Origin of the sequence: Belliella aquatica, assembly GCF_014637795.1 — a bacterium.
Lineage (GTDB): Bacteria > Bacteroidota > Bacteroidia > Cytophagales > Cyclobacteriaceae > Belliella > Belliella aquatica.
The window spans coordinates 1-26,035 of the sequence record NZ_BMFD01000018.1; the positions used below are offsets into that span (position 1 = coordinate 1).

General features: G+C 37.4%; 22 protein-coding genes and 1 riboswitch. Of the genes, 13 read left to right on the plus strand and 9 right to left on the minus strand.

Going from position 1 to position 26,035, the window contains the following annotated elements; all coding sequences use genetic code 11:
* The first annotated feature begins 337 nt into the window (after window positions 1-337).
* Window positions 338-880 carry a bifunctional pyr operon transcriptional regulator/uracil phosphoribosyltransferase PyrR gene (pyrR, locus tag IEV57_RS17050; protein WP_188444256.1) on the plus strand — a complete coding sequence of 181 codons (543 nt, stop codon included), beginning with the start codon at window positions 338-340 and terminating at the stop codon, window positions 878-880.
* Between the two features lie 8 nt (window positions 881-888).
* Complete coding sequence (locus IEV57_RS17055) at window positions 889-1,812, plus strand: aspartate carbamoyltransferase catalytic subunit (RefSeq protein WP_188444257.1); 924 nt, start codon at window positions 889-891, stop codon at window positions 1,810-1,812.
* Window positions 1,813-1,976: 164 nt separating this feature from the next.
* Here IEV57_RS17055 and IEV57_RS17060 read toward each other — a convergent pair whose 3' ends face one another.
* Genes IEV57_RS17060 through IEV57_RS17070 form a run of 3 tightly spaced genes read right to left on the minus strand, consistent with a single transcriptional unit; the run spans window position 1,977 to window position 5,557 of the window.
* Complete coding sequence (locus tag IEV57_RS17060; protein WP_188444258.1) at window positions 1,977-2,678, minus strand: Dph6-related ATP pyrophosphatase; 702 nt, start codon at window positions 2,676-2,678, stop codon at window positions 1,977-1,979.
* Entirely contained in the window at window positions 2,679-3,737 is a 1,059-nt protein-coding gene (locus tag IEV57_RS17065) for a YncE family protein (protein ID WP_188444259.1), read from the minus strand.
* Window positions 3,734-5,557 carry a TonB-dependent receptor gene (locus tag IEV57_RS17070; protein WP_229744554.1) on the minus strand — a complete coding sequence of 608 codons (1,824 nt, stop codon included), beginning with the start codon at window positions 5,555-5,557 and terminating at the stop codon, window positions 3,734-3,736. Before IEV57_RS17070 ends, IEV57_RS17065 begins: the two co-directional genes overlap by 4 nt.
* 236 nt (window positions 5,558-5,793) lie before the next feature.
* Window positions 5,794-6,010: riboswitch (cobalamin riboswitch) on the minus strand.
* 269 nt (window positions 6,011-6,279) lie between these two features.
* Here IEV57_RS17070 and IEV57_RS17075 point away from each other — a divergent pair.
* From IEV57_RS17075 to IEV57_RS17090, 4 genes are all read left to right on the plus strand, one after another.
* Window positions 6,280-7,329 (plus strand): ABC transporter substrate-binding protein, encoded by a 1,050-nt coding sequence (locus IEV57_RS17075; protein WP_229744555.1) that lies wholly within the window; start codon window positions 6,280-6,282, stop codon window positions 7,327-7,329.
* The gene (locus IEV57_RS17080; protein ID WP_188444262.1) at window positions 7,319-8,353 is read left to right on the plus strand and encodes an iron chelate uptake ABC transporter family permease subunit; all 1,035 of its coding nucleotides are present in this window, start codon (window positions 7,319-7,321) and stop codon (window positions 8,351-8,353) included. The genes IEV57_RS17075 and IEV57_RS17080 overlap by 11 nt, the downstream gene beginning before the upstream one ends.
* A gap of 10 nt (window positions 8,354-8,363) precedes the next feature.
* On the plus strand, window positions 8,364-9,356 hold the full coding sequence (locus IEV57_RS17085) for an ABC transporter ATP-binding protein (protein WP_188444263.1): 993 nt from the start codon (window positions 8,364-8,366) through the stop codon (window positions 9,354-9,356).
* Window positions 9,357-9,503: 147 nt separating this feature from the next.
* Window positions 9,504-10,478 carry a c-type cytochrome gene (locus IEV57_RS17090; RefSeq protein ID WP_188444311.1) on the plus strand — a complete coding sequence of 325 codons (975 nt, stop codon included), beginning with the start codon at window positions 9,504-9,506 and terminating at the stop codon, window positions 10,476-10,478.
* Window positions 10,479-10,507: 29 nt separating this feature from the next.
* Here the strand turns inward: IEV57_RS17090 and IEV57_RS17095 are convergent, their stop codons facing one another.
* Complete coding sequence (locus IEV57_RS17095; RefSeq protein WP_188444264.1) at window positions 10,508-10,864, minus strand: YraN family protein; 357 nt, start codon at window positions 10,862-10,864, stop codon at window positions 10,508-10,510.
* Window positions 10,865-10,975: 111 nt separating this feature from the next.
* On the opposite strand from IEV57_RS17095, the gene lipB reads away from it, so the two are divergent.
* The 7 genes from lipB to IEV57_RS17130 all read left to right on the plus strand — a co-directional run bounded on the left by lipB (window position 10,976) and on the right by IEV57_RS17130 (window position 18,502).
* Window positions 10,976-11,698, plus strand: a complete 723-nt coding sequence (gene lipB, locus IEV57_RS17100; RefSeq protein WP_188444265.1) for a lipoyl(octanoyl) transferase LipB — start codon at window positions 10,976-10,978, stop codon at window positions 11,696-11,698.
* A 22-nt stretch (window positions 11,699-11,720) separates the two neighbouring features.
* Entirely contained in the window at window positions 11,721-12,122 is a 402-nt protein-coding gene (locus tag IEV57_RS17105) for a hypothetical protein (RefSeq protein ID WP_188444266.1), read from the plus strand.
* 7 nt (window positions 12,123-12,129) lie between these two features.
* The gene (locus IEV57_RS17110; protein ID WP_188444267.1) at window positions 12,130-12,867 is read left to right on the plus strand and encodes a 3'-5' exonuclease; all 738 of its coding nucleotides are present in this window, start codon (window positions 12,130-12,132) and stop codon (window positions 12,865-12,867) included.
* A gap of 371 nt (window positions 12,868-13,238) precedes the next feature.
* Window positions 13,239-14,402 carry an ATP-binding protein gene (locus IEV57_RS17115; protein ID WP_188444268.1) on the plus strand — a complete coding sequence of 388 codons (1,164 nt, stop codon included), beginning with the start codon at window positions 13,239-13,241 and terminating at the stop codon, window positions 14,400-14,402.
* 294 nt (window positions 14,403-14,696) lie between these two features.
* Window positions 14,697-16,898 carry a ribonuclease R gene (gene rnr / locus IEV57_RS17120; RefSeq protein WP_188444269.1) on the plus strand — a complete coding sequence of 734 codons (2,202 nt, stop codon included), beginning with the start codon at window positions 14,697-14,699 and terminating at the stop codon, window positions 16,896-16,898.
* Window positions 16,864-17,859 (plus strand): polyprenyl synthetase family protein, encoded by a 996-nt coding sequence (locus tag IEV57_RS17125; protein WP_188444270.1) that lies wholly within the window; start codon window positions 16,864-16,866, stop codon window positions 17,857-17,859. Before rnr ends, IEV57_RS17125 begins: the two co-directional genes overlap by 35 nt.
* Window positions 17,860-17,872: 13 nt before the next feature.
* Window positions 17,873-18,502 carry a rhomboid family intramembrane serine protease gene (locus tag IEV57_RS17130; protein ID WP_188444312.1) on the plus strand — a complete coding sequence of 210 codons (630 nt, stop codon included), beginning with the start codon at window positions 17,873-17,875 and terminating at the stop codon, window positions 18,500-18,502.
* Window positions 18,503-18,537: 35 nt separating this feature from the next.
* Here IEV57_RS17130 and IEV57_RS17135 read toward each other — a convergent pair whose 3' ends face one another.
* From IEV57_RS17135 to rplU, 5 genes are all read right to left on the minus strand, one after another.
* The gene (locus IEV57_RS17135; protein ID WP_188444271.1) at window positions 18,538-18,846 is read right to left on the minus strand and encodes an HPF/RaiA family ribosome-associated protein; all 309 of its coding nucleotides are present in this window, start codon (window positions 18,844-18,846) and stop codon (window positions 18,538-18,540) included.
* Window positions 18,847-18,948: 102 nt separating this feature from the next.
* Complete coding sequence (locus IEV57_RS17140; protein ID WP_188444272.1) at window positions 18,949-22,017, minus strand: WD40/YVTN/BNR-like repeat-containing protein; 3,069 nt, start codon at window positions 22,015-22,017, stop codon at window positions 18,949-18,951.
* Between the two features lie 145 nt (window positions 22,018-22,162).
* A complete protein-coding gene (locus tag IEV57_RS17145; RefSeq protein ID WP_188444273.1) occupies window positions 22,163-24,889 on the minus strand; it encodes a S9 family peptidase in 2,727 nt (908 codons plus the stop codon).
* A gap of 205 nt (window positions 24,890-25,094) precedes the next feature.
* Complete coding sequence (rpmA, locus tag IEV57_RS17150; protein ID WP_188444274.1) at window positions 25,095-25,355, minus strand: 50S ribosomal protein L27; 261 nt, start codon at window positions 25,353-25,355, stop codon at window positions 25,095-25,097.
* Between the two features lie 34 nt (window positions 25,356-25,389).
* Entirely contained in the window at window positions 25,390-25,701 is a 312-nt protein-coding gene (rplU, locus tag IEV57_RS17155) for a 50S ribosomal protein L21 (protein WP_014774235.1), read from the minus strand.
* Between the last annotated feature and the right edge of the window lie 334 nt (window positions 25,702-26,035).

Genomic DNA, 26,035 nt, shown 5'->3' on the forward strand with positions numbered 1-26,035 from the left:
ACACCCGGGAGAGTAGGTCGCCGCCACATTATTCAGACCCTTTGGTTCAAGCCAAAGGGTCTTTTTGCGTTTAATACCTTTGAAAATAATAGATAAAAGACTTGAGACAAGAGATAGGAGACAAAAGATACAAGACTTGGCTTCTCTGTGAATGATGCTTTTACTCTTAAAACCTATTAAACTAAACACCCAATCACTCAATCACTTAATTAACGCTTAACCTTTAAACTTTACAATTTTCCAACTTCCCAACAACTAGACTCTTTTTAAGCCAACTTTAAATCCTTTTCCTTTATTCCAATTCAATTCTTTTTATATTTGCATCCAAACTTAGACCATGCATAAAAAACTCATTCTTGATCAAAAACAGATTGAAATCATTCTTAAAAGATTTTGTCATCAATTGATTGAAAATCATGATGTTTTTGAAAATACAGTTTTGTTGGGACTGCAGCCTAGAGGTCCGCTTGTTTTAGATAAGTTAGCCTTGCTTTTAGAAGAGATATCAGGTGTGAAAGTTCCTTATGGTTACTTAGACGCCACTTTTCATAGAGATGACTTTAGAAGGCGCGATTTGCCTTTAAAAGCAAATGAAACAAAAATCAATTTTTTGATTGAAGGTAAAAATGTAATCCTTGTCGATGATGTGCTTTACAAAGGTAGGTCTGTGAGAGCAGCTATGGACGCTATGATCGCATTTGGGAGGCCAGCCAAAGTAGAGTTGATGGTTCTAGTAGATAGGAAATTTACCAGAGATTATCCGATTATGCCTGACTATTGTGGTTTGAAAGTAAATACACTTGAAAGCCAATACGTGATGGTAGAATGGGCTGATAATGGCTTTGAAAATGATGCGATTTGGATAACTGAAAAAGCTTGAAATAAGATATGTCACAACTGAGTACGAAGCATCTTTTAGGAATTAAGGATATCAATTCAGAAGATATTCAATTGATCTTTGAAACAGCAGATAATTTTAAGGAAGTCCTTAATCGTCCCATAAAGAAAGTGCCTTCACTTCGTGATATCACGATTGCCAATATATTTTTTGAAAACTCCACGAGAACCAAATTGTCTTTTGAATTAGCTGAAAAAAGATTATCAGCTGATGTAGTTAATTTTTCTTCAAGTAACAGTTCTGTTAAAAAGGGAGAAACACTAATCGATACGGTTAATAATATCCTATCAATGAAAGTAGATATGGTGGTGATGCGACACAGTAGTCCAGGTGCACCTCATTTTTTATCAAGGAATATCAAAGCAAATATCGTCAACGCTGGAGATGGAACACATGAACATCCGACTCAAGCTCTTCTTGATGCATTTTCTATAAGAGAAAAGTTGGGAGATGTCGCTGGGAAAAAAGTAGCTATTATTGGAGATATATTGCACTCTAGGGTCGCACTTTCTAATATTTTTTGTTTACAAAAACTAGGAGCGGAAGTGATGGTTTGTGGTCCAATTACATTAATTCCAAAACATATAGCAAGTCTCGGAGTAAAGGTGGAATATGATGTACAAAAGGCTTTAGCATGGTGTGATGTGGCCAATGTGCTTAGGATACAATTAGAGAGGCAACAAATCAAATATTTCCCTTCTTTGAGAGAATATTCGCTTTACTATGGTGTAAACAAAAAGATGCTTGATAGATTGGATAAGGAAATTGTAATTATGCATCCAGGACCAATTAATAGAGGGGTGGAGTTAAATTCTGACGTTGCAGATAGCGAACACTCAATTATTCTCAATCAGGTAGAAAATGGTGTGGCGATCAGAATGGCGGTACTTTACCTTTTAGCAGGAGCAAGGTAGTTTGTATTAGCTATTTGAATTTATCTTTATCCGCTTTCACACCAGTAGCCAAATAAAGTGGTGTGTTTTAAAGCAATTGATGCACTGATAACTAATCGACGATTAACTGATAACCTTTGTCCGCATCATTATTCTGAATTGACTGGGGATCATCATATCAGATTTCACTCTATCTCAGCAAACCAAAATTTCTTCTCTATCTCCATACCTTCTTCATCTTTAAAATGATAAGATTTGCTGACGGTCTGTTTTTTGCTGACATTGATCGGTTTTTGGAAGATAGGACCATCATAACAAAAAGTATGGAACTCACCGTTTTCACCACAAGGGTCTATTGTGTTAGGTAAGTTTTTTAAAAAGTCCAAATTAAAAATACTCCCAACCCATTTTTGTTCTATCAAATCAGCATCCGCAGCACAGATCATTGTTTGGAAACCTGCTGCTATAAAGTTTCTGGCATTTTCCGCGGTGTCTATTTTCCAAAGTGGAAAAATAGCTTTAAAATCTAATTTTGAAAGTTGCTGCTCTCTATACATTTTGAGATCCTCTAAAAAAATATCTCCATAGGCAATCGTCTCTATATCTTCTTTTTTGAGTGTGTCCAAGTATGTTTTCATAGCTTTTTCATACTCCTCGTTATTGCCGCTAGATGGATAATAGATTTTGTCAAGTGGCAATCCAATCGATTCGGCTTGCTTTTCTATAAATATTTCATGAATTCCATGCATTCCTACTCTTCGGCTTTCTTTCCCGAAGGTGGTATGCAATCTAGTTACTTCATATCGGGGATCATTCATAAGTTTCCAGAGGGCAAAAGCACTGTCTTTGCCCCCTGACCAACTGATGGAAATTTTGATTTTTTTCATTTACCTTTTAAATAGAAAACCTGATGGTCCTACCCCGGTTGCGATAGTTTTGACTTCAGTTCCACTTTGATTGATGACTATGGCTGTTCCAGAACCTTGGAAACCATTGTTCTCAGAAACGTAGATATTTTTATCAAAATCATCAAATCCAATTCCATAAAAACCATTCCCTTCATATAGGGAAGCATTTAAGACTTGACCTGATGTGATTGAGATTTTGGCTACAGCATCATTATAGTCAGGCCATCCTGTAGAGGTAATGACATAGGCCTCTCCATTTTCACCCAATGTCAACTTCGAAGTTGGGTTTGGAATGTTTATTTCTGTTGTATTCGTGATGCTGTAATCAGTTTTATTGATTTCATGAAAAAAAACAGCACTTGAATTTCTAGCAAATAAGAACAGTTTACCACCATTTTCTAAAAATCTAACAGGTGTGCCAGTGACTTCAATACTTCTACCAACTGTATCCACGCCAATTCTCATTACATCTATTGTCCGTGCTGCTGAACATGCAATCAGTAAATCATTGTTGATTTGATGAAAGCTTTCTGGACGGCTGGAAGTTTTTGCCTTTTTTGCAATCTCTCCGCCTAAGGTGTTATTGACGATGGCGATGAACGAATTAGGACTAGCGAAGTTAGCATCATAAGGACCCCAATCTGAGATGTAGATTTTGCTATTTGCTATGGTAGCCGATCTTGGAATATTCAATTCATCACCTTCGACTGACCCTAAACTTTGGAAAGTATTTTTGTTGACAATTTCTACTTTACCTGTGTTTGAGACAATGTAGAATTTATCTTCATTTTCAATAAGGCTTTGAACTAATCCTGCGAAAGGCCTATTGTTTACCTTTTCAAAGATATTCTGTTGAACATCTCCCGTATTGAAATTGTAATGGCTAATGTCCCCATCACGAGAAGAAAAATTTCCTTCATTGATGATCAGTAATCCTTTTTCATATTCACCTAAAGGAGCTTCGTTACTATTGCTGTCACAAGAGTAAATGAATAATGAAAGGGCCAACAAATAGCCTAATAATCTTAAATTTTTCATAGTGTTAAATTGATATTAATTAGATAATTTCTTCCGGGCATTGCTCTCAACCTGAGAACTTGATAATCATTGTTTGTAATGTTGTTTACTTGAAATCCTATTGAAGCTTTTATTTTTGGGATGAATTCTAATCTTTTACTAAACCCTAAATCCAAAAGTCCATAAGGGGCGACTGAAGAAATGTTGTCAGTGTTGATATATCTCTCTCCAATCCAATGTCCATTTACAAAAGCAGAATTTGATTTGTATGTGAAGCGTAAATTTCCCTGAGCCTTATGTTTGGGTGTATAAGGAAGTTGATTTCCCTGAGAACGGTCATTTTCAGATAAATTATTTAGAATCGTCGCTAGGGTGTAATTGTAACTTCCATTGAATTCCAGCTGCGTTTGATTCAATGATTTTTTAATCGTTACAAAGTATTCTAAACCTTGATTTCGGACTTCACGGATATTTTCTGGACTCCAAAAACTCCCTCTTGGCAGCCAAATGATCCAATTGTCAACCCACATGCTGTAAAGATTGAACTGATTGCTGATCATGAAATCATTACTTTCGAAAACATGGATCAAACCAATTTCGGCACTGATACTTTTTTCAGATTCTAGGTCTGGATTTCCACCGGGAACCCAAAATCGATCATTGAGTGTGGGGATTTTAAAACTCTTTGAAATAGAAGTGTGTGTGCTGAATTTGTTCTTGTCATTTGTAAAAAATGTCCATTCCGATCCAATGCTCGGTGTGAATGGAGCAAAATCTCCATTGAAAATCATTTGTCTTAAGTTCACAGAAAATGCGAGGTTGGAAACTGGAAGGTAATTGATGGATTGATAGAGTTCTATTCTATCCTCTGTTGCTTCATAGCTGCTGAGATTCCCAATTACATGATTGAATCGTGCTCCTGTTTTTGACTTCAACTTTTCGGAAATAGTCCAGTCAATGTCTGATGATAGGAGAAATTGTGAAGTTTTATTGACACTTTGATTGAAATTCAATTCATCTAAAACTATCCCCGCTTTAATATTCCAAATCGCTGCAGCGGTGAATTTATTATAATCAACTACTGCTCGGAAGTTATAATCCTTTTGTACATCGGAATCATTTGATCCCATCACAGGCTGAATTTGTCGGTCTGTTTGATTCCACCAAATTGATGTGCTGAATTGCTGATTTGAACCAAGATTCCAAGCCAAATCTTGCATGGTTCCAAACTGTTCAACTTCCGCATTTCTCTGTCTTTCCTCAGGACTGCCAGCACTTGCTAAATTGTTGAACTTGAAATTATTTTTGGAGAAATTTCTGTACACGCGACTTCTGCTCGAGAAATTTTGATTTGAATATCCATATTCTACTTGCTGATTCCATCTGCCAAAACTCCCAAAAGTGCTCAGGATTTTGGTTTGATGACCTTTGTTGAAAGTATTTTTATTGTTGAGGTGGATAGCTCCTCCTATAGCGTCAGAGCCATAAAGTGCACCGCTGCTGCCATAATGAATCGTTGCTTCATCAAAACCTCCAACCGGTAAAATCGAAAAGTCTGCTTGTCCAAGCGAAGGACTATTGATTGGGATTCCATTCCAAAAAACAGCATTGTGACCAGCGGATGTTCCGCGCATGGTGAGAGAAGCCAACATCCCCGGGCCATATTGCCTTAGAAACAGTCCACTTCGCTGTTGAAGTAATTCTGCGAGTGACTGTCCATGAAAATCATTCAGGTTTCTTGCATCAACTTTCTGAAGCGTCTGCCCATAGCTGTATTTTTCAAGTGGAGCTGAATAAACTTCGACCAACTTCAGTTCCACGGTATCTTGTGGAATTAGCAAAGTTTTATCAACTTCATTTGAAAATGAAGTGAGAAATAAGAAACTAAGAATCAACAATGCCTTTCGAATTAAATAATGTAAAATCGATTATTTAATTCAAAGTCATCCGTGGAATAAAATTGAGAGAAGGGAACAATGATGATAGAACGAAGCATCTTCAAAAAGATATTTAAGAAGAGTGAATATAATCGTTCTGAAACATTTCCTTTTCATCTCAGCCTTTCACCCGAAAGCTTTGAATTTGATAAGAATAGGCAGGTCTCCTGGCTTCCTTGAATTTACCGGCCTTCTCGTGCGCCGCGGCGTACAATGGCAATGCAGGTGGTAAATTACTGTTCTAAATAGTTTTAGAACGAGGTTACAGTTGCGGGGACAGCTTCGGTATTTAACCGAATTCCCTTTTAATCTCGACGGCCTGATAAAGGATCGAGAACCAAATCTTGATGCAAACATAAGCAATCCTCTTGCAGAAACTCAAATTTTCTTTGGAATATTTATTTGCTGCCATGAATCAGAGTAGGATTGAGAAGTTTTATTTAATATCACAGCTTTTTATTTCAAATTGATTAAAAACAAATCTCATTTGTATCTTTGAGGCGTTTAAAAAATATTTGATCAATTTTATGAAGCGCTTTTCCCAAATTTTATATAGTGTTCTTTTTTTATATTTTATTCTATCCTGTGGTAGTAAAATTCAAGAAAATGAAATTTCAGACTCTGTTTTGCAAAATTCATACGCATCAGGTTTTCAAATATTTAAAGGCAATGGGTATTGGGTTTTGGAAGTTTCTCAAGCTTTTCCGGGAGAGCACCAACCTTACAGATATTTGGTATTAGAAAGTCCTGATGAACCAATTCCTGATGGGACATTTGATGCAACAATTACATTGCCTGTAGAAAAAGTGGTCCTTACTTCCACAACCCATATTCCACATTTGGATTTGTTGGATTGTACAGATAGGTTGGTTGGATTCCCAAATTTAGATTTAATTTCTTCCGCACCAACTAGAGAAAGGATAAACAAAAACTTGGTAAAAGACCTTGGTGCTGGAGCTCAATCCAACATTGAATTAATGATAGATTTAGAGGCTGATTGGGTGATGATTTCGACTTTGGGAGAAGATCTGAAAAATTTAGATTTACTCAAAAGTGCGGGAATTGCTGCTGTAATCAACGGAGAATATGTAGAGCAGCACCCACTTGGCAGAGCAGAATGGATCAAGTTTACAGGGGTCTTGTTAGGCAAATACGAGGAGGCAAAAGCTGAATTTGAGACGATCGAAGCAAATTATTCAGAAGCTTTGCGTTTGGTTTCCAATGTTTCTACGGAGCAAAAGCCTACAGTGATGGCTGGAGTGATGTATAAAGATGTGTGGTACGTGCCAGGCAGTGATTCTTGGGGTGCCCAACTCTTAAATGCTGCTGGAGGAGCGTATATTTTCGAGGAGCAAAAAGGAATAGGTAGCGCTCAACTTGATTATGAATATGTCCTCGATAAAGCTCAGAATGCTGATTTTTGGCTTGGAGCATCTGATTTTGTTACATTGGAAGCTATGAAAAGAGCCGATAGGAGATATGCGGATTTTGAAGCTTTTCAAAGGGGAAATGTATATTCCTACACATCAAAAAAAGGAGAAACAGGAGGAATTGAATATTTCGAATTGGGTTATATGCGACCTGATTTGATATTAAAAGACATTGTTAAAATTCTCCATCCAGCATTACTACCCGAGTATTCTCTATACTTTTACTCAAAACTGAATGAAAAATAATCCTAGACATCTTATTCTTTTCATCTTTGGAGGAGTCCTTTGTGTCTTATTTTTCCTGATTAACCTGAGTGTTGGGTCGGTGAATATTCCCGTGTCTGAAATCGCTGGAAGTTTTTTTGGTGAAGCGTTTAGCAAGAAGTCATGGGAGATTATTGTGAGTGGTTATCGCATCCCAAAGGCATTTACAGCGATTTTAGCTGGTTTAGCTTTATCAATTAGTGGCCTAGAAATGCAAACCTTTTTTAGAAATCCGCTAGCAGGACCTTTTGTACTTGGAATAAGTTCTGGAGCTGGTTTGGGTGTTGCTTTGCTGGTTATGGCAGGTTCAGCTTTTGGATTGAGCTTCTTTTCTGGTGGATTTGGAATGTGGGCTGTTGTGTTTGCTGCATCTTCAGGGGCTATTCTGGTGCTTTTACTTATGAGCTTGACCGCATGGAGAGTGAAGGATAGCATGACGCTTCTGATTGTGGGATTAATGTTTGGAAGTTTGGCAGGAGCTGTTATTTCAGTCTTGGCTTATTTTAGCGATGCGGAGCAATTGAAGGTTTTTACAGTTTGGTCTATGGGTAGCCTTGGGGGGACTCAAGCCGGACAGTTAGAATTATTTTTCCTAGCTTGTGTTTTGGGCATTATTCCAGTTTTGATTTTCATCAAGTCTTACAATGCCATGCTTTTAGGTGAAGCCTACGCAAAAAGTATGGGAGTGAATATCCATCGCTTGCGTTGGGCGATGATCATTAGTACTGGAATCTTAGCAGGTTCTGCCACTGCTTTTTGTGGTCCAATTGCTTTTATAGGAATTACCGTTCCTCACATGGCAAGACTGGTTTTCAAAAGTGGAGATCATAAAATTCTTTTTCCAGCAGCAGCTTTAATTGGTGCCATTGTACTTCTCTTTTGCGATGCAATTAGTCAGCTTCCCGGATCAGCACAGACTCTTCCAATCAATGCAGTCACTTCCTTGATAGGTGCTCCGATAGTAATTTGGTTAATTTTAAGAAGAAATTTCAGTAAAGAATTTTAATCAGAAGAGCATGGAAACAAAGGTGATTTTGAAAGGAGAAGGTTTAGCGCTGGGTTATAAAAAGCAAGGCAAAGAATCAATCATTGCCGAAGAGATTTCATTTAGTCTTGAAAAAGGCAAATTAACCTGTTTGTTAGGTCCTAATGGAGTGGGGAAGTCCACCTTGATCAAAACCATCATGGGACAAATCCCAGTTTTAAAAGGGGAAATCATTTTGTCAGGAAAAGCCATTTCAGATTATAATTCAAAACTATTGGCGAAAAAGATAGCTGTTGTTTTAACTGACAAAGTAGCACTGGGGAATTTGACAGTTTATCAATTGGTTTCGTTGGGCAGAATTCCACACACCTCTTGGCTTGGAAATCTCTCGATTCAAGATCATGAAGTGGTAGAAAGGGCACTTGCGGCAACAAACACGAATTATTTGAAAGACAAACTATTATCAGAGCTCAGTGATGGACAATTGCAAAAAGTGATGATTGCCAGAGCGCTTGTTCAAGATGGTGAAGTCTTGATTTTGGATGAACCTACGGCTCATTTAGACTTGATCAATCGATTTGAAATCATGCATTTGCTTAGGAGGATTGCTCAAGATGAGGGAAAGGCGGTGTTGGTAGTGACCCATGATTTGGATATTGCAATTGAAACTGCGGATGAATTTTGGTTGATGCAGTGTGGCTTGCCTTTGATTTGTGGTAGTCCTGAAGACCTGATTGTGAATAAAAAGATTGACCTACTACTTCCAAATGATAGTTTGAAGTTTGATATTTCAACAGGGAAGGTTCAGGAATCAAAAGAATATACTTACCCTAAGATTCTTGGGGAGGATAAATTGACTCGTTGGCTTAAGCTTTTCATCAGAAAGAATAAGTTGGAATTGCCCGCTGATTTGATTTCCCTAGGTATTACTGAAACGCCTTTTTTAATTTCCTTGAACTCCGAAAATGAGGATTTTGAATTCACTTCTTTTAATTCATTTTTAAATTATTTTTCAAAATCCTAATTTCAATTTTGGATCATATTTTACCAGTTTTACGTTTTTTCACACTTCTTTCACAAATTATGCAGGTTGCTCCCAATCTTATTAGCTAGGATTTGATTTCTGTTTACATTCATTTATAATTTTTGAACAATCAAAATCAGATAAATGATGAAAAAAGGATTGAAAAATTTAGCATATTTTGTAACTGGGCTCGTTATTTTGATTTTAGTCGCGGTAGTTTATGTCAGTATTGCATTGCCAAATGTTGGAGATCCGCCGGCTGATTTCAAAGTAGAGAATACCGATGAGAAAGTAGCGCATGGGAAGTATCTTGCAAATCATGTGATGGTTTGTGTAGATTGTCATTCTATGAGAGATTTTACTCTTTTCTCAGGACCTATCGTCCCGGGGACCGAAAGTACAGGAGGTGAGGTTTTTGATCAAAAAATGGGTTTCCCTGGAACATTTATCTCAGCCAATATCACTCCAGCAGGAATAGGTGATTGGACTGATGGAGAGCTTTTGAGATTAATTTCGACGGGTGTAAGAAAAGATGGTTCGGCAATATTTCCAATCATGCCTTACAAAAACTACGGGCAACTGGATATCGAAGACTTGGAAGCTATCATTGCCTATATCAGGACGCTTGACCCAGTAAAAACAGATCACCCAAAATCAAAAGCCGATTTTCCTTTTAGTTTGATTTTGAGAACTATGCCTAAAAAAGCAAATTTCACTAAAAAGCCTGATCCTAATGATCAAATTGCTTACGGAGGCTATTTGGTCAAAGCTGCAGCGTGTGCTGATTGCCACACCAAGTTTGAAAACGGGAGTTATATTGGTGAGAAATTAGCTGGTGGTCGTGAAATGGAAATGCCTGGTGGGATTTTGGTTACATCAAACCTAACACCACATGAAAGTGGTCTTAAAAATTGGACTGAAGATATGTTTATTCAACGGTTCAAAAGGTATAGTTCAGAAAGTTACATTCCGGAGAAATTAGCTCCTGAGGATTTTCAAACAATCATGCCTTGGGTCATGTACTCAGGGATGGAAGAGTCTGATCTGAAAGCGATCTACAGTTATTTACAATCTCTAGATCCAGTTGAGAATTATATTGAGAAATTCAAACCAAATAGTTAAGTAAGAGCCCTCTGATTTGGAGGTTTTTTTTAATAAAAAGCATCTTCAAATTGTCTAAAATTAACATTCCCATTCTTATCTTGATATACTCCAACGATATCAAATCGAATATCCTTATGCCAATCATTTTCATGAATATAGTGGTCTGCTGCTTTGATGATTAGCCTCCTTTTGGTGTAGTCAACAAATTCTTCTGCAAAACCAAAACCAACACCACTTCTGAACTTTACTTCTACAAAAACAAGAATCCCTCTGTATTCGAAGATCAAATCAATTTCCGAATGACTATATCGGTAATTTGCTTCTTTGAAATCATAGCCCTTACCCGTCAGCCAATCCTTGGCCAACTCTTCTGCACGCTTTCCTTTTTCATTATGCTCTGCCATCACAATATTTGTTTAATTTTGAAAAATCAATTTAAAATCATTGACTCTGCCAAGTAATTGTCAGAACTGAAATTTAACTATTGGCGTTTGTCAAAGAAATTAACAATAACTGTGAATCAAATTATAAATAAAAAAGTAAAATTTCTAGATCTTGGCCGAAAGGATTATAAGGAGACCTGGGATTTTCAGGAAGAAATTTTCGCAAAAACTGTTGCTTTGAAGATTGAAAACCGAAAGGTAGGAGATGGAGAGCAGCAAATAACAGAGAATCATCTTTTTTTTGTGGAACATCCTCACGTTTATACCTTGGGTAAAAGTGGAGAATTGACTCATCTATTATTAGATGAAAAAGGGCTTCAGGAAAAAGAGGCTACATTTTATAAGATCAATCGGGGTGGAGATATCACTTATCATGGTCCTGGTCAACTTGTTGGTTATCCAATTTTGGATTTGGATAATTTTTTCACAGATATTCATAAGTATTTGAGACTTTTGGAGGAGGCGATTATCCTTACGCTCAAGGAATATGGAATTGAAGCGGGTAGGATAGAAGGGCTGACGGGTGTATGGCTCGATCACATCAAACAGGAGAATCCGAGAAAAATATGTGCCCTTGGTGTAAAGTCTAGTCGCTGGGTGACTATGCATGGATTCGCTTTCAATGTCAATGCAGACTTAGATTATTTCAAAAATATTGTTCCCTGTGGAATTGCTGATAAAGCTGTCACATCTATGCATTTGGAATTGGGAAGACCTGTTGATGAAAATGAAGTAAAGCATAAAGTAAAAGCGCATATTGGCCATTTATTCGAAATGGAATTTGTTGAGGATTAAGGATATTGAGATAAAAATTAGGATGAAAAAAGATATTGATTTTCACCCAGTTACGGGCGTAAAATTGGCCATTGCAAAAGAAATGGTTAATAGAAATGAGGAGTGGTCAGTGTATATTATCAATTTAAACTTGATAGAGTTACATACAGTAATGATCACTTCTAAAGGCTATGGGAATATAAATGGAGAGGAAAAGAAGACTTCTGTCCTTAGGCATATGATCCAAGAATTGGGCGCTGAGTCAGTCGCTAAAGTAGAACCCATTGATCCTGCTGTATTTGTAATGAACAATGAATTTTGGGTTAGTTATTATATTTTGGATCAGATTTTCGATAAAAAGTTTATCTTTACTGAAGGTAGCATGGACCCTTCGAATGTACGTATGATTCCCGAGCTTGGTCTCGAAGGTGTTTTGCATAGATAAAAACAAAATGACTGATTTTTTTAGTGAATTGAGTGATATCCTGTTTTTGGATATTGAGACAGCTTCTGTCGAATCGAGCTTTGATGCACTTCCGGAGAGGCTTCAGGATGAGTGGATCAAAAAAGAAAAACTAATTAACAAATCTGAGGAAGAATATAAAGCAGGAAGTCTTTTCTTCGAAAAAGCTGGTATTTATGCAGAGTTTGGTAAAGTAATCTGTGTAGGTGTTGGTTATTTTAAATTTGATAAAGAGACTAAGACTTTACGATTCCGAACCAAGAGCTATGCGGCGGAATCTGAATATGATTCGCTATTGGATTTTGCGGAATTGTTACAGAAGAAAGCTTGGATTTTGTGCGCCCACAACGGGAAAGAGTTTGATTTCCCTTACCTCGCTAGAAGAATTTTGATTAATAGAATTCCTTTGCCAGAGCCACTTCAGATGGCTGGAAAGAAGCCTTGGGAAATTGGGCACCTAGATACTTTGGAGCTATGGAAATTTGGCGATTATAAGCATTACACACGTTTGGAGCTATTGGCAGCTGTTTTTGACATCCCAACTTCCAAAGAAGGAATTGATGGCTCTCAGGTGAATGACGCCTATTATAATCAAAATGATTTGCAAGCTATTCGCGAATATTGTTTGAGAGATGTGTTGGTGACTGCACAGATTTATTTGGCTTTTCAAGGCTTGCCACCTGAGATTGAGTTTGAGATTATCAATTTGGATCTTGAGCAGGAGTAATTTGATATTTATTTTTTCATCACTCTGTCTTCAAATAAGATCCATGATATTTCAAAATAGATATCATGTTATTTCAAAATTTATTCTGTGTTATTTCAAAATTGATGTTGTGCTATTTCAAAATTTAATCTGTTAAATCTCAAAGTTTGGAGTCTATTAATGTGATAATGCTCCCCAGGATTTTTTAAGATTGAGGATAGTCAATTTTGGGCCATACGAGGTGTGTATTCAAAATTGTTGTTCTGTAATCACAAGATTTAAGCTATGTTAATTCAAAATAAATAGCATGTAAATTCAAAATTGAAGTAATGTAATTTCAAAATTGTACTTGTGTTATTTCAAAATAGGTGTTAATTTTGAAATAAAAAATAATGCTGATTAACAGGAGGATATATGATGCAGTAAAGGCAATGATACCAAAGTATCCTATCATTGCTTTGACTGGTCCAAGGCAGTCGGGCAAGACCACTTTATTGAAAGATTTGTTTCAAGGGTATCGGTATATAAGTCTAGAGAATCCTGACTATAGAAATTTTGCTGAGAAAGATCCAAATGGGTTTTTGGAAGAATACGATCATCAGGTGATTTTTGATGAAGTTCAAAGAGTGCCTGCGCTCTTTTCCTATCTACAAACCAAAGTGGACGAGCATCCTGACAGGATGGGATCATATGTGTTGTCGGGTTCCCAGAATTTCCATCTGATGCAAAATATTACGCAGAGTTTGGCAGGGAGAGTTGCTATTTTTAAGCTTTTCCCTTTAGATCATCTAGAGCTAAGTTCAGCTGGTTTGTTGCAAGATGAATTCTTGGATAATTTGGTCAAAGGCTACTATCCAGCTATTTATCATAGAGACATTCCGACAAAGATATTTTATTCGAACTACATACAAACCTACATCAATCGGGATGTGAGTGAATTGATTGCGATCAGGGAAATGCGGTTGTTTCAGAATTTTCTGTCGCTTTGTGCAGCTCGTGCAGGACAGTTACTGAATTTGAATGCTTTGGCAAATGAATGTGGGATAACTCAGCCTACTGCCAAAGCCTGGCTTTCCGCACTGGAACAAAGTTTCATTACTTTTCAGATCTATCCATATTATAAGAATTTTAGCAAGAGAGTTTTGAAAACCCCGAAGCTGTATTTTTATGACACAGGATTGCTTTGCCATTTGCTAAAAATTTCTTCTGCTGAAAAACTGTTGATTCATCCTTTTAAAGGAGCCTTATTTGAAAATATGATGATTGCGGAATATGTAAAGCAAATGCATCATGCAAATAATGTAGAAGATATATGGTTTTGGAGAGATTCTGGAGGCAATGAAGTTGATCTGCTTGTGGACAAGGGACTAGATTATAGCATTGTGGAATTCAAGGCCTCTAAAACCGTCACAACCGACATGTTTGATGGTCTTAATAAATTTGAGCAGATTTCAAAAATTGAAGGACTTCAAAAAATCTTGGTTTATGGAGGGAATGAAAACCAAAAGCGATCTGCAGGTGATCTTGTATCATGGAGGGATTTCCCGAAGTTTTAATCTTAAGATCAAGTCATCTAATCAAATTGACGACTTGTTCTTTTGTTTTTCTTCCTTTTGAACCTTTTTAGCAATAATCTTATTCTTATCTTTGGGTATCGTAAGTGAAAAAGTTTTGAATAGCCGCCCGAAAGTTAAAAGTTTTTACCCTTACTTTTCAAGTGGAAGCTTCTTGAAGCCCTCCAAGAAATCAAAATCACTCCTTTTTCAAATCAATTGTATACTTTGTTCGGAAATACTTAATTCCGAGCTGTATAATCATTAAATTAAGAAAAATATTAAAAACTCATTTTTATGGGAAGAAAATCAAATAATCAAGCCGGTAAAGGCAAAGCTAAAGGCGGGAAAGTAATGGATGCCGCTCAGTTAGCAAGAAAAGTATTGAACTTTTTAGATAATCATTTTGGAGAAGAATTTAACTCCAAGCAAATTGTTAAAAAATTAGAAATCCGAGATTCAGTTGTGAAAGGTGGTGTAGAGCCTATTCTTCATAAGCTAGCTGCTGGTGGTTCGATTTCAAAATCACCTCGGAATTATTTTTCATCAAATAAGGAACCTGAATTTATTGAAGGTGTAGTAGATTTTGTGAATCCCCGATTCGCATATATCGTTGCGGATGCTAAACATAACATTGAAGAGGATATCTTGATCAAAGAAGCGGATTTAAAGAATGCGCTTGATGGAGACCGAGTAAGAGTGATGGTTTACCCTTTGAAGGGTAATACTGGAAGAATGGAAGGAAAAGTACTCGAACTTTTAGAAAGAAGTCGAGACGAGTTTGTTGGGAGAGTTGAGATTTCTCCTCGCTTTGCCTTTGTAGTTCCTGATTTTAAGAAAATGCATCATGACATCTTTGTCCACAAGGGTGATCTTGGTGGTGCGGAGCACAATCAGAAGGTGGTCGTCAAGATGACTGAATGGAGAGAAGGAGACAAAAACCCAACAGGTAAAGTGACTCGAGTTTTGGGAAAAGCTGGAGAACATGAAGTGGAGATACATTCCATCATGGCTGAGTTTGGGTTGCCATTCGAATACCCTGAAGATGTCACAAAAGAAGCAGAAGCGATTTCTGATGAGATTTCCCAAAAAGAAATTAGCAATAGAAAGGACTTTAGAGGAATTACTACATTCACTATTGACCCAGCAGATGCGAAGGATTTCGACGATGCTATTTCTTATAGGGTATTGGACAATGGCAATTTTGAAATAGGTGTTCATATCGCAGATGTGACCCATTATGTGAAGCCAAAAACAGGTCTTGAAAAAGAAGCTTATGACAGAGCGACATCTGTTTATCTGGTAGATAGAACTATTCCGATGCTTCCAGAGCGGTTAAGTAATGGACTTTGTTCCTTGCGTCCCAATGAAGATAAACTTACATTTTCATGTGTCTTCGAGATGGATGAAAATGCAGATGTAGTGAAGCATTGGATAGGCAGAACCGTTATTCATTCCGATAGGAGATTTGCTTACGAGCAAGCTCAGGAAAACATCGATAATCAAAGTGGTGATTTCTTTGAAGAGTTGACTTTTTTAAATGAAATGGCTAAGAAACTTCGTAGAAGAAGATTTGAGAAAGGAGCTGTGAACTTTGAGACGGTGGAAGTGAAATTCCAACTGGATGAAAAGGGAACTCCCCTTGGGTTATTTGTAAAGGAGCGGAAGGATATTCACAAAATGATTGAAGAATTCATGCTTTTGGCGAATAGGACAGTGGCAGAATTTATCTTTGATAAAAACAAAGGTGCGGATACTTTTGTATATAGAGTTCACGATCATCCTGATTTGGAGCGTTTGGAAACATTTTCAAATTTTGCAAAGAAGTTTGGACACGAAATAAAAGTGGGTGAGGGAAATAGAATTTCAAAAGCATTGAATCAATTGATGGATGAAATTCAAGGGAAGCCCGAGCAAAATGTATTGGAGCAACTTGCTATTAGAAGTATGGCGAAAGCGATCTACACAATAGAGCCGCGGGGTCACTTTGGATTGGCATTTAAGCACTATACGCATTTCACATCACCCATCAGAAGGTATCCTGATATGATGGTTCACAGGTTGTTGCAGCATTATCTGGATGGAGGAAAATCTCCAGAATCAGAGACTTGGGAAGACAAGTGCTTGCACTCCTCAGACAGAGAGAAGCGAGCATCAAATGCAGAGCGTGCCTCTATCAAGTACAAGCAAGTGGAATTTATGGCACTTGCAGAAGATAAGGATTATGATGGGATTGTTGTTGGAGTCACAGAGTGGGGAGTTTTTGTGGAAATCACAGAAACCAAGTGTGAGGGAATGATCAGAGTTCAAGATATGAATGACGATTATTATGAGTTCGACGAAAAAAACATGCGCTTGATTGGAACAAAAAACAAAAAAATGATCACTTTAGGTGATAAAGTGAGTGTCAGAGTAGTCGCTACTGACATAGATAGAAGAACTATAGATTTGGAATTTGCAGGTAATGAATCAAACAACAACTCCCGTAAGCGTAAGTAAGCTTTTACAAGATTTAGAAAATCATATCCAAGGATTCCAATATGGGAATTCTCCGGTTGAATTGTATGAACCGATAAGTTACATTATGAGTCTTGGAGGAAAGAGAATTCGCCCTTTGATGACGCTAATGGCTTATTCACTTTACAAAAAGGATTATGAATCTATTTTGACTCCCGCCTCGGCAGTGGAGGTGTTTCATAATTTTACCTTGATGCATGATGATATCATGGACGATGCGCCGCTAAGAAGAGGAAAAGCTACCGTTCACGAGAAATGGAATGCGAACACAGCTATACTTTCAGGAGATGTGATGTTGGTGAAGGCTTATGAAATGTTGGTCAATGTGTCTCCGGAAAAGCTTCCCGAAGCACTTCGGTTATTCAATCAAACAGCTGCTGAAGTTTGCGAAGGACAGCAGCATGATATGAATTTTGAAACAATAGCAACGGTCGAAGAGGAAGATTATATCGATATGATCAGACAAAAGACAGCTGTCCTATTGGGTTTTGCTTTGCAATTTGGAGCGCTTTTGGCAGATGCCCCTCAAGAAGAGGCGGAGAAGTTGTATGATTTTGGAGTCAATATTGGCATTGGATTCCAACTTAAGGATGATTTGCTGGATGTCTATGCGGATCAAGCAAAGTTCGGAAAACAAGTAGGTGGAGATATTATTGCGAACAAGAAGACGTTTTTACTGATCAAAGCTAAAGAGCTTGCTGAAGGTGAGCTGAAATCCCAATTAGAAGACTGGCTAGCAAAAGTCGATTTTGATAAGCAAGAAAAGGTGAAGGCAGTAACCACAATTTACGACCAAATCGGAATCAAAGCATTAACAGAAGCTAAAATGCATGATTATTTCCAAAAAGGATTTGATCAGTTTAATTCACTTGATGTGCCGATGAAGTCAAGCTTTAGCGCATTACTCGAATTAACCGAAGAGTTGGTTCACAGAGAAAAATAAATAGAATTACATGATAGAATTATCAACGACGGTGGTCCTTATAGTGATCACCGTTTTGGCTTCATATTGGGGTTTCAAAAACCCATCGATACTCAATAGGTGGATGTTTACCCCTTACTTGATCAAAAATAAGAATCAATATGATAGATTCGTACTTTCTGGATTTATCCACAAGGACAGCATGCACTTGCTTTTCAATATGTTCACCTTTTATTTCTTTGGTGGTGCGGTAGAGCAGTTTTTATTGTACCGCTTAGGTTTCATTCCAGGTACGATTGTATTTGTATTATTCTATGTAGCTGCAATTGTGATCGCTGATATTCCAACATTCCTGAAGCATCAAAATCATAGTTTCTACAGAGCATTGGGAGCAAGTGGAGGAGTGGCTGCAACAGTTTTTGCTAGTATCATTTTGATGCCGCTTTCGGATATTTGTCTGTTTGGTATTATTTGCTTACCTGGCTTTGCATTAGGAATACTATTTTTGATTTATTCTGTGGTACAAGCCAAAAAAGGAGATGATGGAGTAAATCATGATGCGCATCTATATGGTGCATTGATCGGGATTGTGTTTATATTAATAATTAGCCCAAGCAGTGCATTCAATTTTATCAATGAAATAAAAAGCTTCAGGTTATTTTAACCTGAAGCTTTAATTTTTAGCGGAAATAATTCCAATTATTTATTTTTCTGAATCTGTCTGATGTTCTTATCAGTCACAGATTTCAGCATTCCAACCCAATTTTCTCCTTTTTCTTCTGCAAATACATCCGGACCAGGGATTCCTACACGCATTCCAACTGTCGTGGTGGCAGTTCCCCCTTGACCTTCTGATTTGAAATAGACATCAAGCGCGTTGATGTCATTGGTGAATTTTGCGAGTTTATTGATACAGTTTCTTATTTCTGATTGAATTTCTTGACTGACGTCTAAGTTTGGAGATTGAACATCAATCTTCACACCTTTATAATTTTCTGTGTAGTTCATGGTTTTGCTTGTTTTAATTTCTATACGAATTTATAGAATATTATACGGAAATAAGGTGCGACTAGTCACAAAAAAGCCACTCAATTTGAGTGGCTTTTTGATTTATTTTTTATTGAGTTCTGTCTTCATTTCTTCAATGTTGAGAATCTTCGAAATTTGATTGCTTTCGATATCTCTGAATTTAGTCAATTGAATATTGATCTGTCTCGTAATCTCAGCTCTAACTTCCTCAGCACCATCTGTTGGTTTGTAAGAACCTGTTCCGGCGATTACATTCAAATGGGCTAGTTTGTTGTTGAGTCGGATTGGATAGTTCAAAGGATCTTGACCACTTTTGTTTTGAGTTTGATACAGTTCTTTTTCTATATCAGAAATTTGTTGAATGATAGGGTCGATTCTTCTTTTTTGCTTTCCATCCTTTTCTACGATGCTATTCAATTCATCGCGATATTTTCTGATCATGATGATAGTTTCGTGAGTTTCTGTAAGCTTATCTCTTACTGCTAACAAGAAGTCAAATTGCTCTTGGAGATCAGCTTGAGTAGAAGGATACCTCTTGTCTGCAAGTACTTTAAAGTCTTGATCTTGAGCTTGTCCATCTACAATCATTCTCACTGTATAATCTCCAGGGACAATTTTAGGGCCAGTAAGCGGCCCTGACCACATGATCATCCCATCAAAGCCTCTTGCATTAGGGATTCTTAAATTCCAATTGAATTCATTAGAACCTAATTTATATCTTAAAGTGTCCTTTTCAATTCCTTTTGAAGAAAATTCGCGAATAAGGTTTTTTTGTTTGTCATAGAATTCAATTCTTAATTCCTCTTTAGGCTCTTCTTTCAAATGATAATAAACCAACACTCCTCCAGGTCTATTTGTCCCAGCTGTCAAAGAAGGTCTTCTTGTTCCGTCTAGGGAATAAGAATCTTGTGGCTTAAATAGATGGAAAGGTTTGTTAGCAATGTCATTTGACATTTGATGAAGAACAGTCAAATCATCAATAATCCAAAAGCTTCTACCTTGAGTGGCAGCAATCAGGTTATTTTCCTTTATAGTTAAATCAGTGATTGGAACTATTGGCAAATTGAGTTGAAGTGGCTGCCAATTGGCACCGTCATTAAATGAAATATACATTCCAGTTTCTGTACCTGCGTAGAGAATTCCTTTTTTAACAGGATCTGCTCTTACCACTCTAGTGAAATGTTCTGAATCTATTCCATTGACAATTTTTATCCATGTCTTTCCATAATCTGTTGTTTTGTACAGATAAGGGGCAAAGTCTCCATTTTTGTAAGAAGTAGCGGCAAAATATACGCCTCCAGCTTCAAAGGGATGACCTTCCATTGAATTGATTTGGGTCCATTCTGGTAAATTTGGTGGAGTTACATTCTCCCAAGTTTTCCCATCATCTTTAGAAACATGTACTAAGCCATCATCTGATCCAGTCCAAATCACACCTTTTTGAAGTGGATTTTCTGCAGCTGAGAAAATAGTACTGTAATATTCTACCGAGGTATTGTCTTTTGTAATCGGTCCACCTGATGGTCCAAGTTTCTCTTTTGCGTTTCTTGTTAGATCACCACTGATTGTTTCCCAAGATTGGCCGCCATTTGTAGAACGATGGAGTTGATTTGATCCTGTATAAAGAATATTCGAATCATGAATCGAGAAGAAAATAGGAAAATTCCATTGGAATCTATATTTCATTCCTTCAGCACCATGCCCCATTGGGTTGTCAGGGTATACATTTACGTTTCTTCTAGCTTGAGAACTGTGATCCAGACGCTGAAGCAATCCGCCATAATTTCCACCAAATACCACATCAGGATTGTTTGGATCTACGGCAAGCCATCCACTCTCGGAGCCTGCACTTACTTCCCAATCTGATTCTGAAATCGATGATCCTTCATTTCTATGGGCAATGCGCATGGTGCTGTTGTCTTGCTGTGCACCATAGATTCTGTAAGGAAAGTGATTGTCAGTCGTCACCCTATAAAATTGGGCTGTCGGTTGATTCATATAAGTAGACCAATTTGATCCTCCATCATGAGACACCTGAGCTCCTCCATCATCTGCGATGACCATTCTCTGATTATTGCTTGGGTCAATCCACAAATCATGATGATCGCCATGCGGTGCTCTACCACTTTTGAAGGTTTTGCCTCCATCTGTTGATTTATGATAATTTACGTTGACTACATACACGATGTCTTCATCCTGCGTATCGGCATAAATCCTGGTGTAATACCAAGCTCTTTGTCTTAAGTTTCTGTCTTCGTTTGTTTTTTCCCAAGTAGCGCCACCATCATCTGATCTGAATACACCACCTTCAAGATTTTCAACAATTGCCCAAACTCGATTTGAATTTTTAGGAGATACGGTGACCCCCATGATTCCCAACAGTCCTTCTGGCAATCCAGGGTTTCTTGAAATTTCAGTCCAGTTTTTACCTCCATCGGTAGTCTTAAACATTTTGGAACCTGGGCCTCCGCTTTCAAGGCTGTAAGGAGTTCGCTTCATTTCCCATGTTGTAGCATAGAGTGTCTCAGGATCATTTGGATCAATGATCAAATCTATTGCACCTGAAACCTCATTGACATAAAGAATTTTCTCCCAATTGTATCCTCCATCTGTAGATTTATAAACGCCTCTATCTGGAGTTGGCTTAAAAATATCTCCTAAAACTGCCGCGTAAATCACATCTGCATTTTTAGGGTGAATTCTAATTCTTGGGATAAATCTTGAATCTTTTAATCCTGTTTGTTCCCAAGATTTCCCTGAGTCTTTACTTTTCCAGACTCCATAACCATAGGAGACGTTCCCTCGAACGGTTTTTTCTCCACCACCAACATATACTACACTCGTATCACTTGGAGCTACTGCTACTGCCCCTATAGACCCGCCAAAGTAGCCATCAGAAACCGATTTCCAAGATTTTCCTGAATCGTCAGTTCTCCATACTCCACCTCCTGTGGCTCCGAAATAGTAGGTGTCTGGCGCACCAGCAATTCCTTCTACGGCCGCGGATCGACCTCCTCTGTGAGGCCCAACGAGTCTCCACTGTACAGCCTCATATATTTTTTCATCATAAGTTTGTGCTGAGATTTCCTGACTGGGGAGTAAGATTAGCCAAAGGAAAACACCTAACATAGAAATATAAATTTTTCTCATAGAATAAAGGGTTTTAATAATAGCTTAATATAAGATATTACCAAATATCATCTTATTGAAAAATGATTAATGGTGTTTTATTGATATGAAAAAGCCAGTCAAACATAATTTTTGACTGGCTTTGTTATTTCAATGATAAAATCTTTTAATCTGCTTTATTATACTGTTTTTTCAAATGAGGGACTCCTTCTTCCATCCATTCTGGCGCTGCCTTTCCCATTAGATGGTGATCAAAATATTTCTTCATTCTTCTCTGAAAATCTTTCTGATTTGCTTCATTTGCTAGGTGATGTCCTTCATTTGGGTACGAGAGGAAAATCACCTCTTTGCCCAATCTTCTTGCTGCATTGAAAAGCTCTAAGCCTTGTGACCAATCCACAGCTCCATCAGCAGTTCCATGCAAAATCATGAATGGCGTTTTGATATTTGGTACATGGTACATGGGATTTTCTCTCTGATAGATTTCTCTGTGCGTCCATGGAGTGACACCATTGCCCATTCTAACTTGTCCTATTTCCATGATTCCGTGATGCACCGTTCCAGAGCTTCCGTAAATATTATTATAGAAACTCTCCAAGTTAGTAGGCGGTGCACCGGTGACAACGCACTTGAACATGTCGGTTTGAGTTAAGATAAATGAAGTTTGATAACCACCCCAGCTATGCCCTTGCAATCCAATATTGTCCTTATCAGCATATCCAAGGTTGATAAGTTCCTTTGCAGCAGAAGTGATGACATCTAAAGAGCTTGTACCAGGTTTTCCTTCTTCGAAAATAATATCAGGCATAAAAATCAAATAACCATTACTAGCATAGGTAGAGAAATGTGGTCGATCATCATACACAGGCATGGAGTATTGATGATGTCTATCTGACATTTTTTCATAGAAATAGAAAATTGTTGGGTAGGCTTTTCCCTCTTCATAATCAGCGGGGAATGTCAATGTTCCTTGGAGTTTATTTCCTCGGCTATCTGTAAAGTCAACCAATTTTCTTTTTCCCCATGCATACTCACTTTGTTGTGGGTTAGCAGTGGTGATTTTCTTTTGATTTGTAAACTTAAGGTCAGCGAGGTAATAATCCGGAAAATCAACAAAAGTCTGCTTTGTGAAGAATGTTTTGTTTGCATTCTTGGCTTTCATAGGCCTACCATAACTTACGTCATCATAAACGAGCAACTTTGGCTGAGAACCTATCATCAGTTCGTAAAACCCTTCTTTTTTGGTCCACTCTCCGTAAGCTGTCAGGAGTAAAGGCTTTTTGGTGTCTATCCAATCTTCTTCAGGATCCATGCTAATATGTCGGAATCTGATTTCTTGATCATCACCAATTTTTGTGATGTTCTCAGCTTTAGAACCATCTAATGCCAACATCCACAAATCGTACTTATGATTGATGATTACATTCTTACCATCTTTCGTCCAACCTGCCACGCCGAAAGGTGGGTTTTCATGAGGATAAGGATGTTCCATATCCATGAAAATAACAGATGCTTTTTGTGAAACATTGGTTCGCGTATCCGTATCTACATTGTATAAGATAAGAGCGGTATCTTTTTGATATAAATAATACTTTCCGTCCGGTGAATCTCCCAAAGTTCTGGTTACAAGATCTTCAAACTTCTTTCTTTCTCCCGTGGTAATGTCCACTCGGTACATATCAGCTGGAGAGATTCCCCAGTTTACATCACTGATATATGGACTATCATCTCTGCCAATTCTATATTTTGGATGTCTAGAATCACCTACATATTTCAGTTCATCATCTGCTAACCTTACAAATTTCCCAGAATTGATATGGTATACAGCGCTATAAGTAAAATTCTTGTCTCTATTGGCTCTTACGATCTGAACTGACTGAATGTAATCATCTTTCCAATGCCAAACGTCCACGTTTGCAATGGTGTCCTTGCTCAATTTCTCTTTAATCTCTTGTTCTTTGATTCCGAGAGATACAGCTAGGCCGTCATGACTGAAAGCTATTCTGCTTTTATCGCTGATCACAAAATCTGATGGAAATCCCGCAGTACCATTGGTAAGGATCTGCTTCTTTGCCGTTTTATTCAAGTCTGAGAAAACGATCAGTGAATTATCTTGCTGAAGGAGCGAGTCTACTTTATTGCCTTTGAAAACAGCAATTTGATTTCCTTTATTTGGCCAATCTACTTTTTTGGCTTGGCTGTCATCCCAAGTTAAGCTTTGATACATAGCCTTGTCACTGTCTAAAATTGTGGTAGACATGTTGCTTAAGTCAAGGAGAAAAACACCATTACCAACTTGATCTTCGGCATCAATCACGTAAGCGAGATGTGTACTTTTTTGATTGAAGCCGTACTCTACGACATTACCCAATGTAGTAGCCTGATTTTTATTCAAATCATATAAAACCAAATCGGCTCCTCGAACTTCGGATTTTGCATTTTCTGCCTTTTCTTTGTGGACAACCCAAAATTTCCCGTCATTGGAAAATTCCATTCTTCTGGCTCTTTCTACTTGAAATTGATGGCTTGAATTTAGGGCTTTGAGATTTGCTGTTTGAACTACGGGCTTTTTTGCCTTTTTCAATTTTTCTGTCTCAGCTTTGTTGGGTTTGGTATAATAAGCGAAAAATTTACTGTTTTCAGAAAATGTTGGAGAGGAGCCATAAGGAATCACTTGAAGGTCTTCAGGCTGAAGTGATTTCAAATGTAATGTATCATCACCACCATTTGGACGAAGTGCATAAGCAAACCAATTTCCATCAGGAGATGGAGTAGGGGATATGATTCTTGACCACTTGGAATAATCTTCCAATTGTAACGTTTTCTTTTGAGCAATTACATTTCCAATACATAGAAGGAAAATGAATGTCAATGCGATTTTTTTTAATTTCATATAGGAGCTATTTTATTGAGTTTGTCATTTAGCTAATTCTAGCTCAATAAGCTCTAAAAAATCTAGCTTCTTTCCAAGTTAAAGCTGTTTTTCTTGATGGGCGGAGGACTTCAAAAAAATGAAATGTTGACTTTCTCAAAAAAATCGGACAAAAAAAATAGGGTTTTTTTTCAAAAACCCTATTTAGTTACAATATGGAGAAAACTTAAGCTGTAGCCGGAACTACATGTACATAAGATTTACCATCGAATTTTCTTTTGAATTCAACTTTCCCATCTGCCGTTGCAAAAAGTGTATGATCTTTACCCAATCCTACATTTTCTCCTGGATGATGTTTTGTTCCTCTTTGTCTTACGATGATGTTACCAGCAATAACTGCTTCACCACCGAATTTTTTAACACCTAGCCTCTTGCTATGTGATTCTCTACCGTTTCTAGAACTACCGACACCTTTCTTGTGAGCCATGATTTTTGATGTTTATGATTCCTAATAGGATATCTTATAATACAATATTTTCAATCAATACTTTAGTGAAATCTTGTCTGTGACCGTTTTTCTTTTTGTAACCTTTTCTTCTTTTCTTTTTGAAGACGATTACTTTGTCACCTTTTACATGATCAAGGATTTTACCTGATACTTTTGCTCCTGCGATTATTGGAGCACCAATTGACACTGTTCCGTTGTCTTCCGCCAACAGTACTTGGTCAAATTCCACGGAAGCGCCAGCTTCGCCTTGCAACTTTGGTGCATAAACGAACCGATCTTTTGTTACTTTGAACTGCTTTCCTGCGATGTTAACTATTGCGTACATAGATTTTCGTTGGATACTTTTTATTAAATTGAGGTGCAAATATAGTAACTCGGTTCGATACAAAAAAATTTGATGCAAAATATGAAACCTATTAGAGGATCTTTTTTTCTATTAATGCCAATTATTGTCCATATAGTTCTTGACAAAATGTTTTGACCTTAGGTAAGGCTTTGTTTTCATTTCACAAGATTGAAATAATTTTACATTCACGTTTTGATGTTTTCATAGAGATTGCGTTTTCGTCTTTCCAAAATGGAATTTGATGTGAACAAGTCTAGAATTTCGCAAGCATCTCATTGATACCATCATTGATACCATTTAAAGTCTAAAAACA

Excerpts from the sequence above, each read along its gene's own strand:
- pyrR (WP_188444256.1), top strand. The coding sequence starts at position 338 with ATGCATAAAAAACTCATTCTTGATCAAAAACAGATTGAAATCATTCTT.
- IEV57_RS17055 (WP_188444257.1), top strand. The coding sequence starts at position 889 with ATGTCACAACTGAGTACGAAGCATCTTTTAGGAATTAAGGATATCAAT.
- IEV57_RS17060 (WP_188444258.1), bottom strand. The coding sequence starts at position 2,678 with ATGAAAAAAATCAAAATTTCCATCAGTTGGTCAGGGGGCAAAGACAGT.
- IEV57_RS17065 (WP_188444259.1), bottom strand. The coding sequence starts at position 3,737 with ATGAAAAATTTAAGATTATTAGGCTATTTGTTGGCCCTTTCATTATTC.
- IEV57_RS17080 (WP_188444262.1), top strand. The coding sequence starts at position 7,319 with ATGAAAAATAATCCTAGACATCTTATTCTTTTCATCTTTGGAGGAGTC.
- IEV57_RS17085 (WP_188444263.1), top strand. The coding sequence starts at position 8,364 with ATGGAAACAAAGGTGATTTTGAAAGGAGAAGGTTTAGCGCTGGGTTAT.
- IEV57_RS17090 (WP_188444311.1), top strand. The coding sequence starts at position 9,504 with ATGAAAAAAGGATTGAAAAATTTAGCATATTTTGTAACTGGGCTCGTT.
- IEV57_RS17095 (WP_188444264.1), bottom strand. The coding sequence starts at position 10,864 with ATGGCAGAGCATAATGAAAAAGGAAAGCGTGCAGAAGAGTTGGCCAAG.
- IEV57_RS17105 (WP_188444266.1), top strand. The coding sequence starts at position 11,721 with ATGAAAAAAGATATTGATTTTCACCCAGTTACGGGCGTAAAATTGGCC.
- IEV57_RS17110 (WP_188444267.1), top strand. The coding sequence starts at position 12,130 with ATGACTGATTTTTTTAGTGAATTGAGTGATATCCTGTTTTTGGATATT.
- IEV57_RS17115 (WP_188444268.1), top strand. The coding sequence starts at position 13,239 with ATGCTGATTAACAGGAGGATATATGATGCAGTAAAGGCAATGATACCA.
- rnr (WP_188444269.1), top strand. The coding sequence starts at position 14,697 with ATGGGAAGAAAATCAAATAATCAAGCCGGTAAAGGCAAAGCTAAAGGC.
- IEV57_RS17125 (WP_188444270.1), top strand. The coding sequence starts at position 16,864 with ATGAATCAAACAACAACTCCCGTAAGCGTAAGTAAGCTTTTACAAGAT.
- IEV57_RS17135 (WP_188444271.1), bottom strand. The coding sequence starts at position 18,846 with ATGAACTACACAGAAAATTATAAAGGTGTGAAGATTGATGTTCAATCT.
- IEV57_RS17140 (WP_188444272.1), bottom strand. The coding sequence starts at position 22,017 with ATGAGAAAAATTTATATTTCTATGTTAGGTGTTTTCCTTTGGCTAATC.
- IEV57_RS17145 (WP_188444273.1), bottom strand. The coding sequence starts at position 24,889 with ATGAAATTAAAAAAAATCGCATTGACATTCATTTTCCTTCTATGTATT.
- rpmA (WP_188444274.1), bottom strand. The coding sequence starts at position 25,355 with ATGGCTCACAAGAAAGGTGTCGGTAGTTCTAGAAACGGTAGAGAATCA.
- rplU (WP_014774235.1), bottom strand. The coding sequence starts at position 25,701 with ATGTACGCAATAGTTAACATCGCAGGAAAGCAGTTCAAAGTAACAAAA.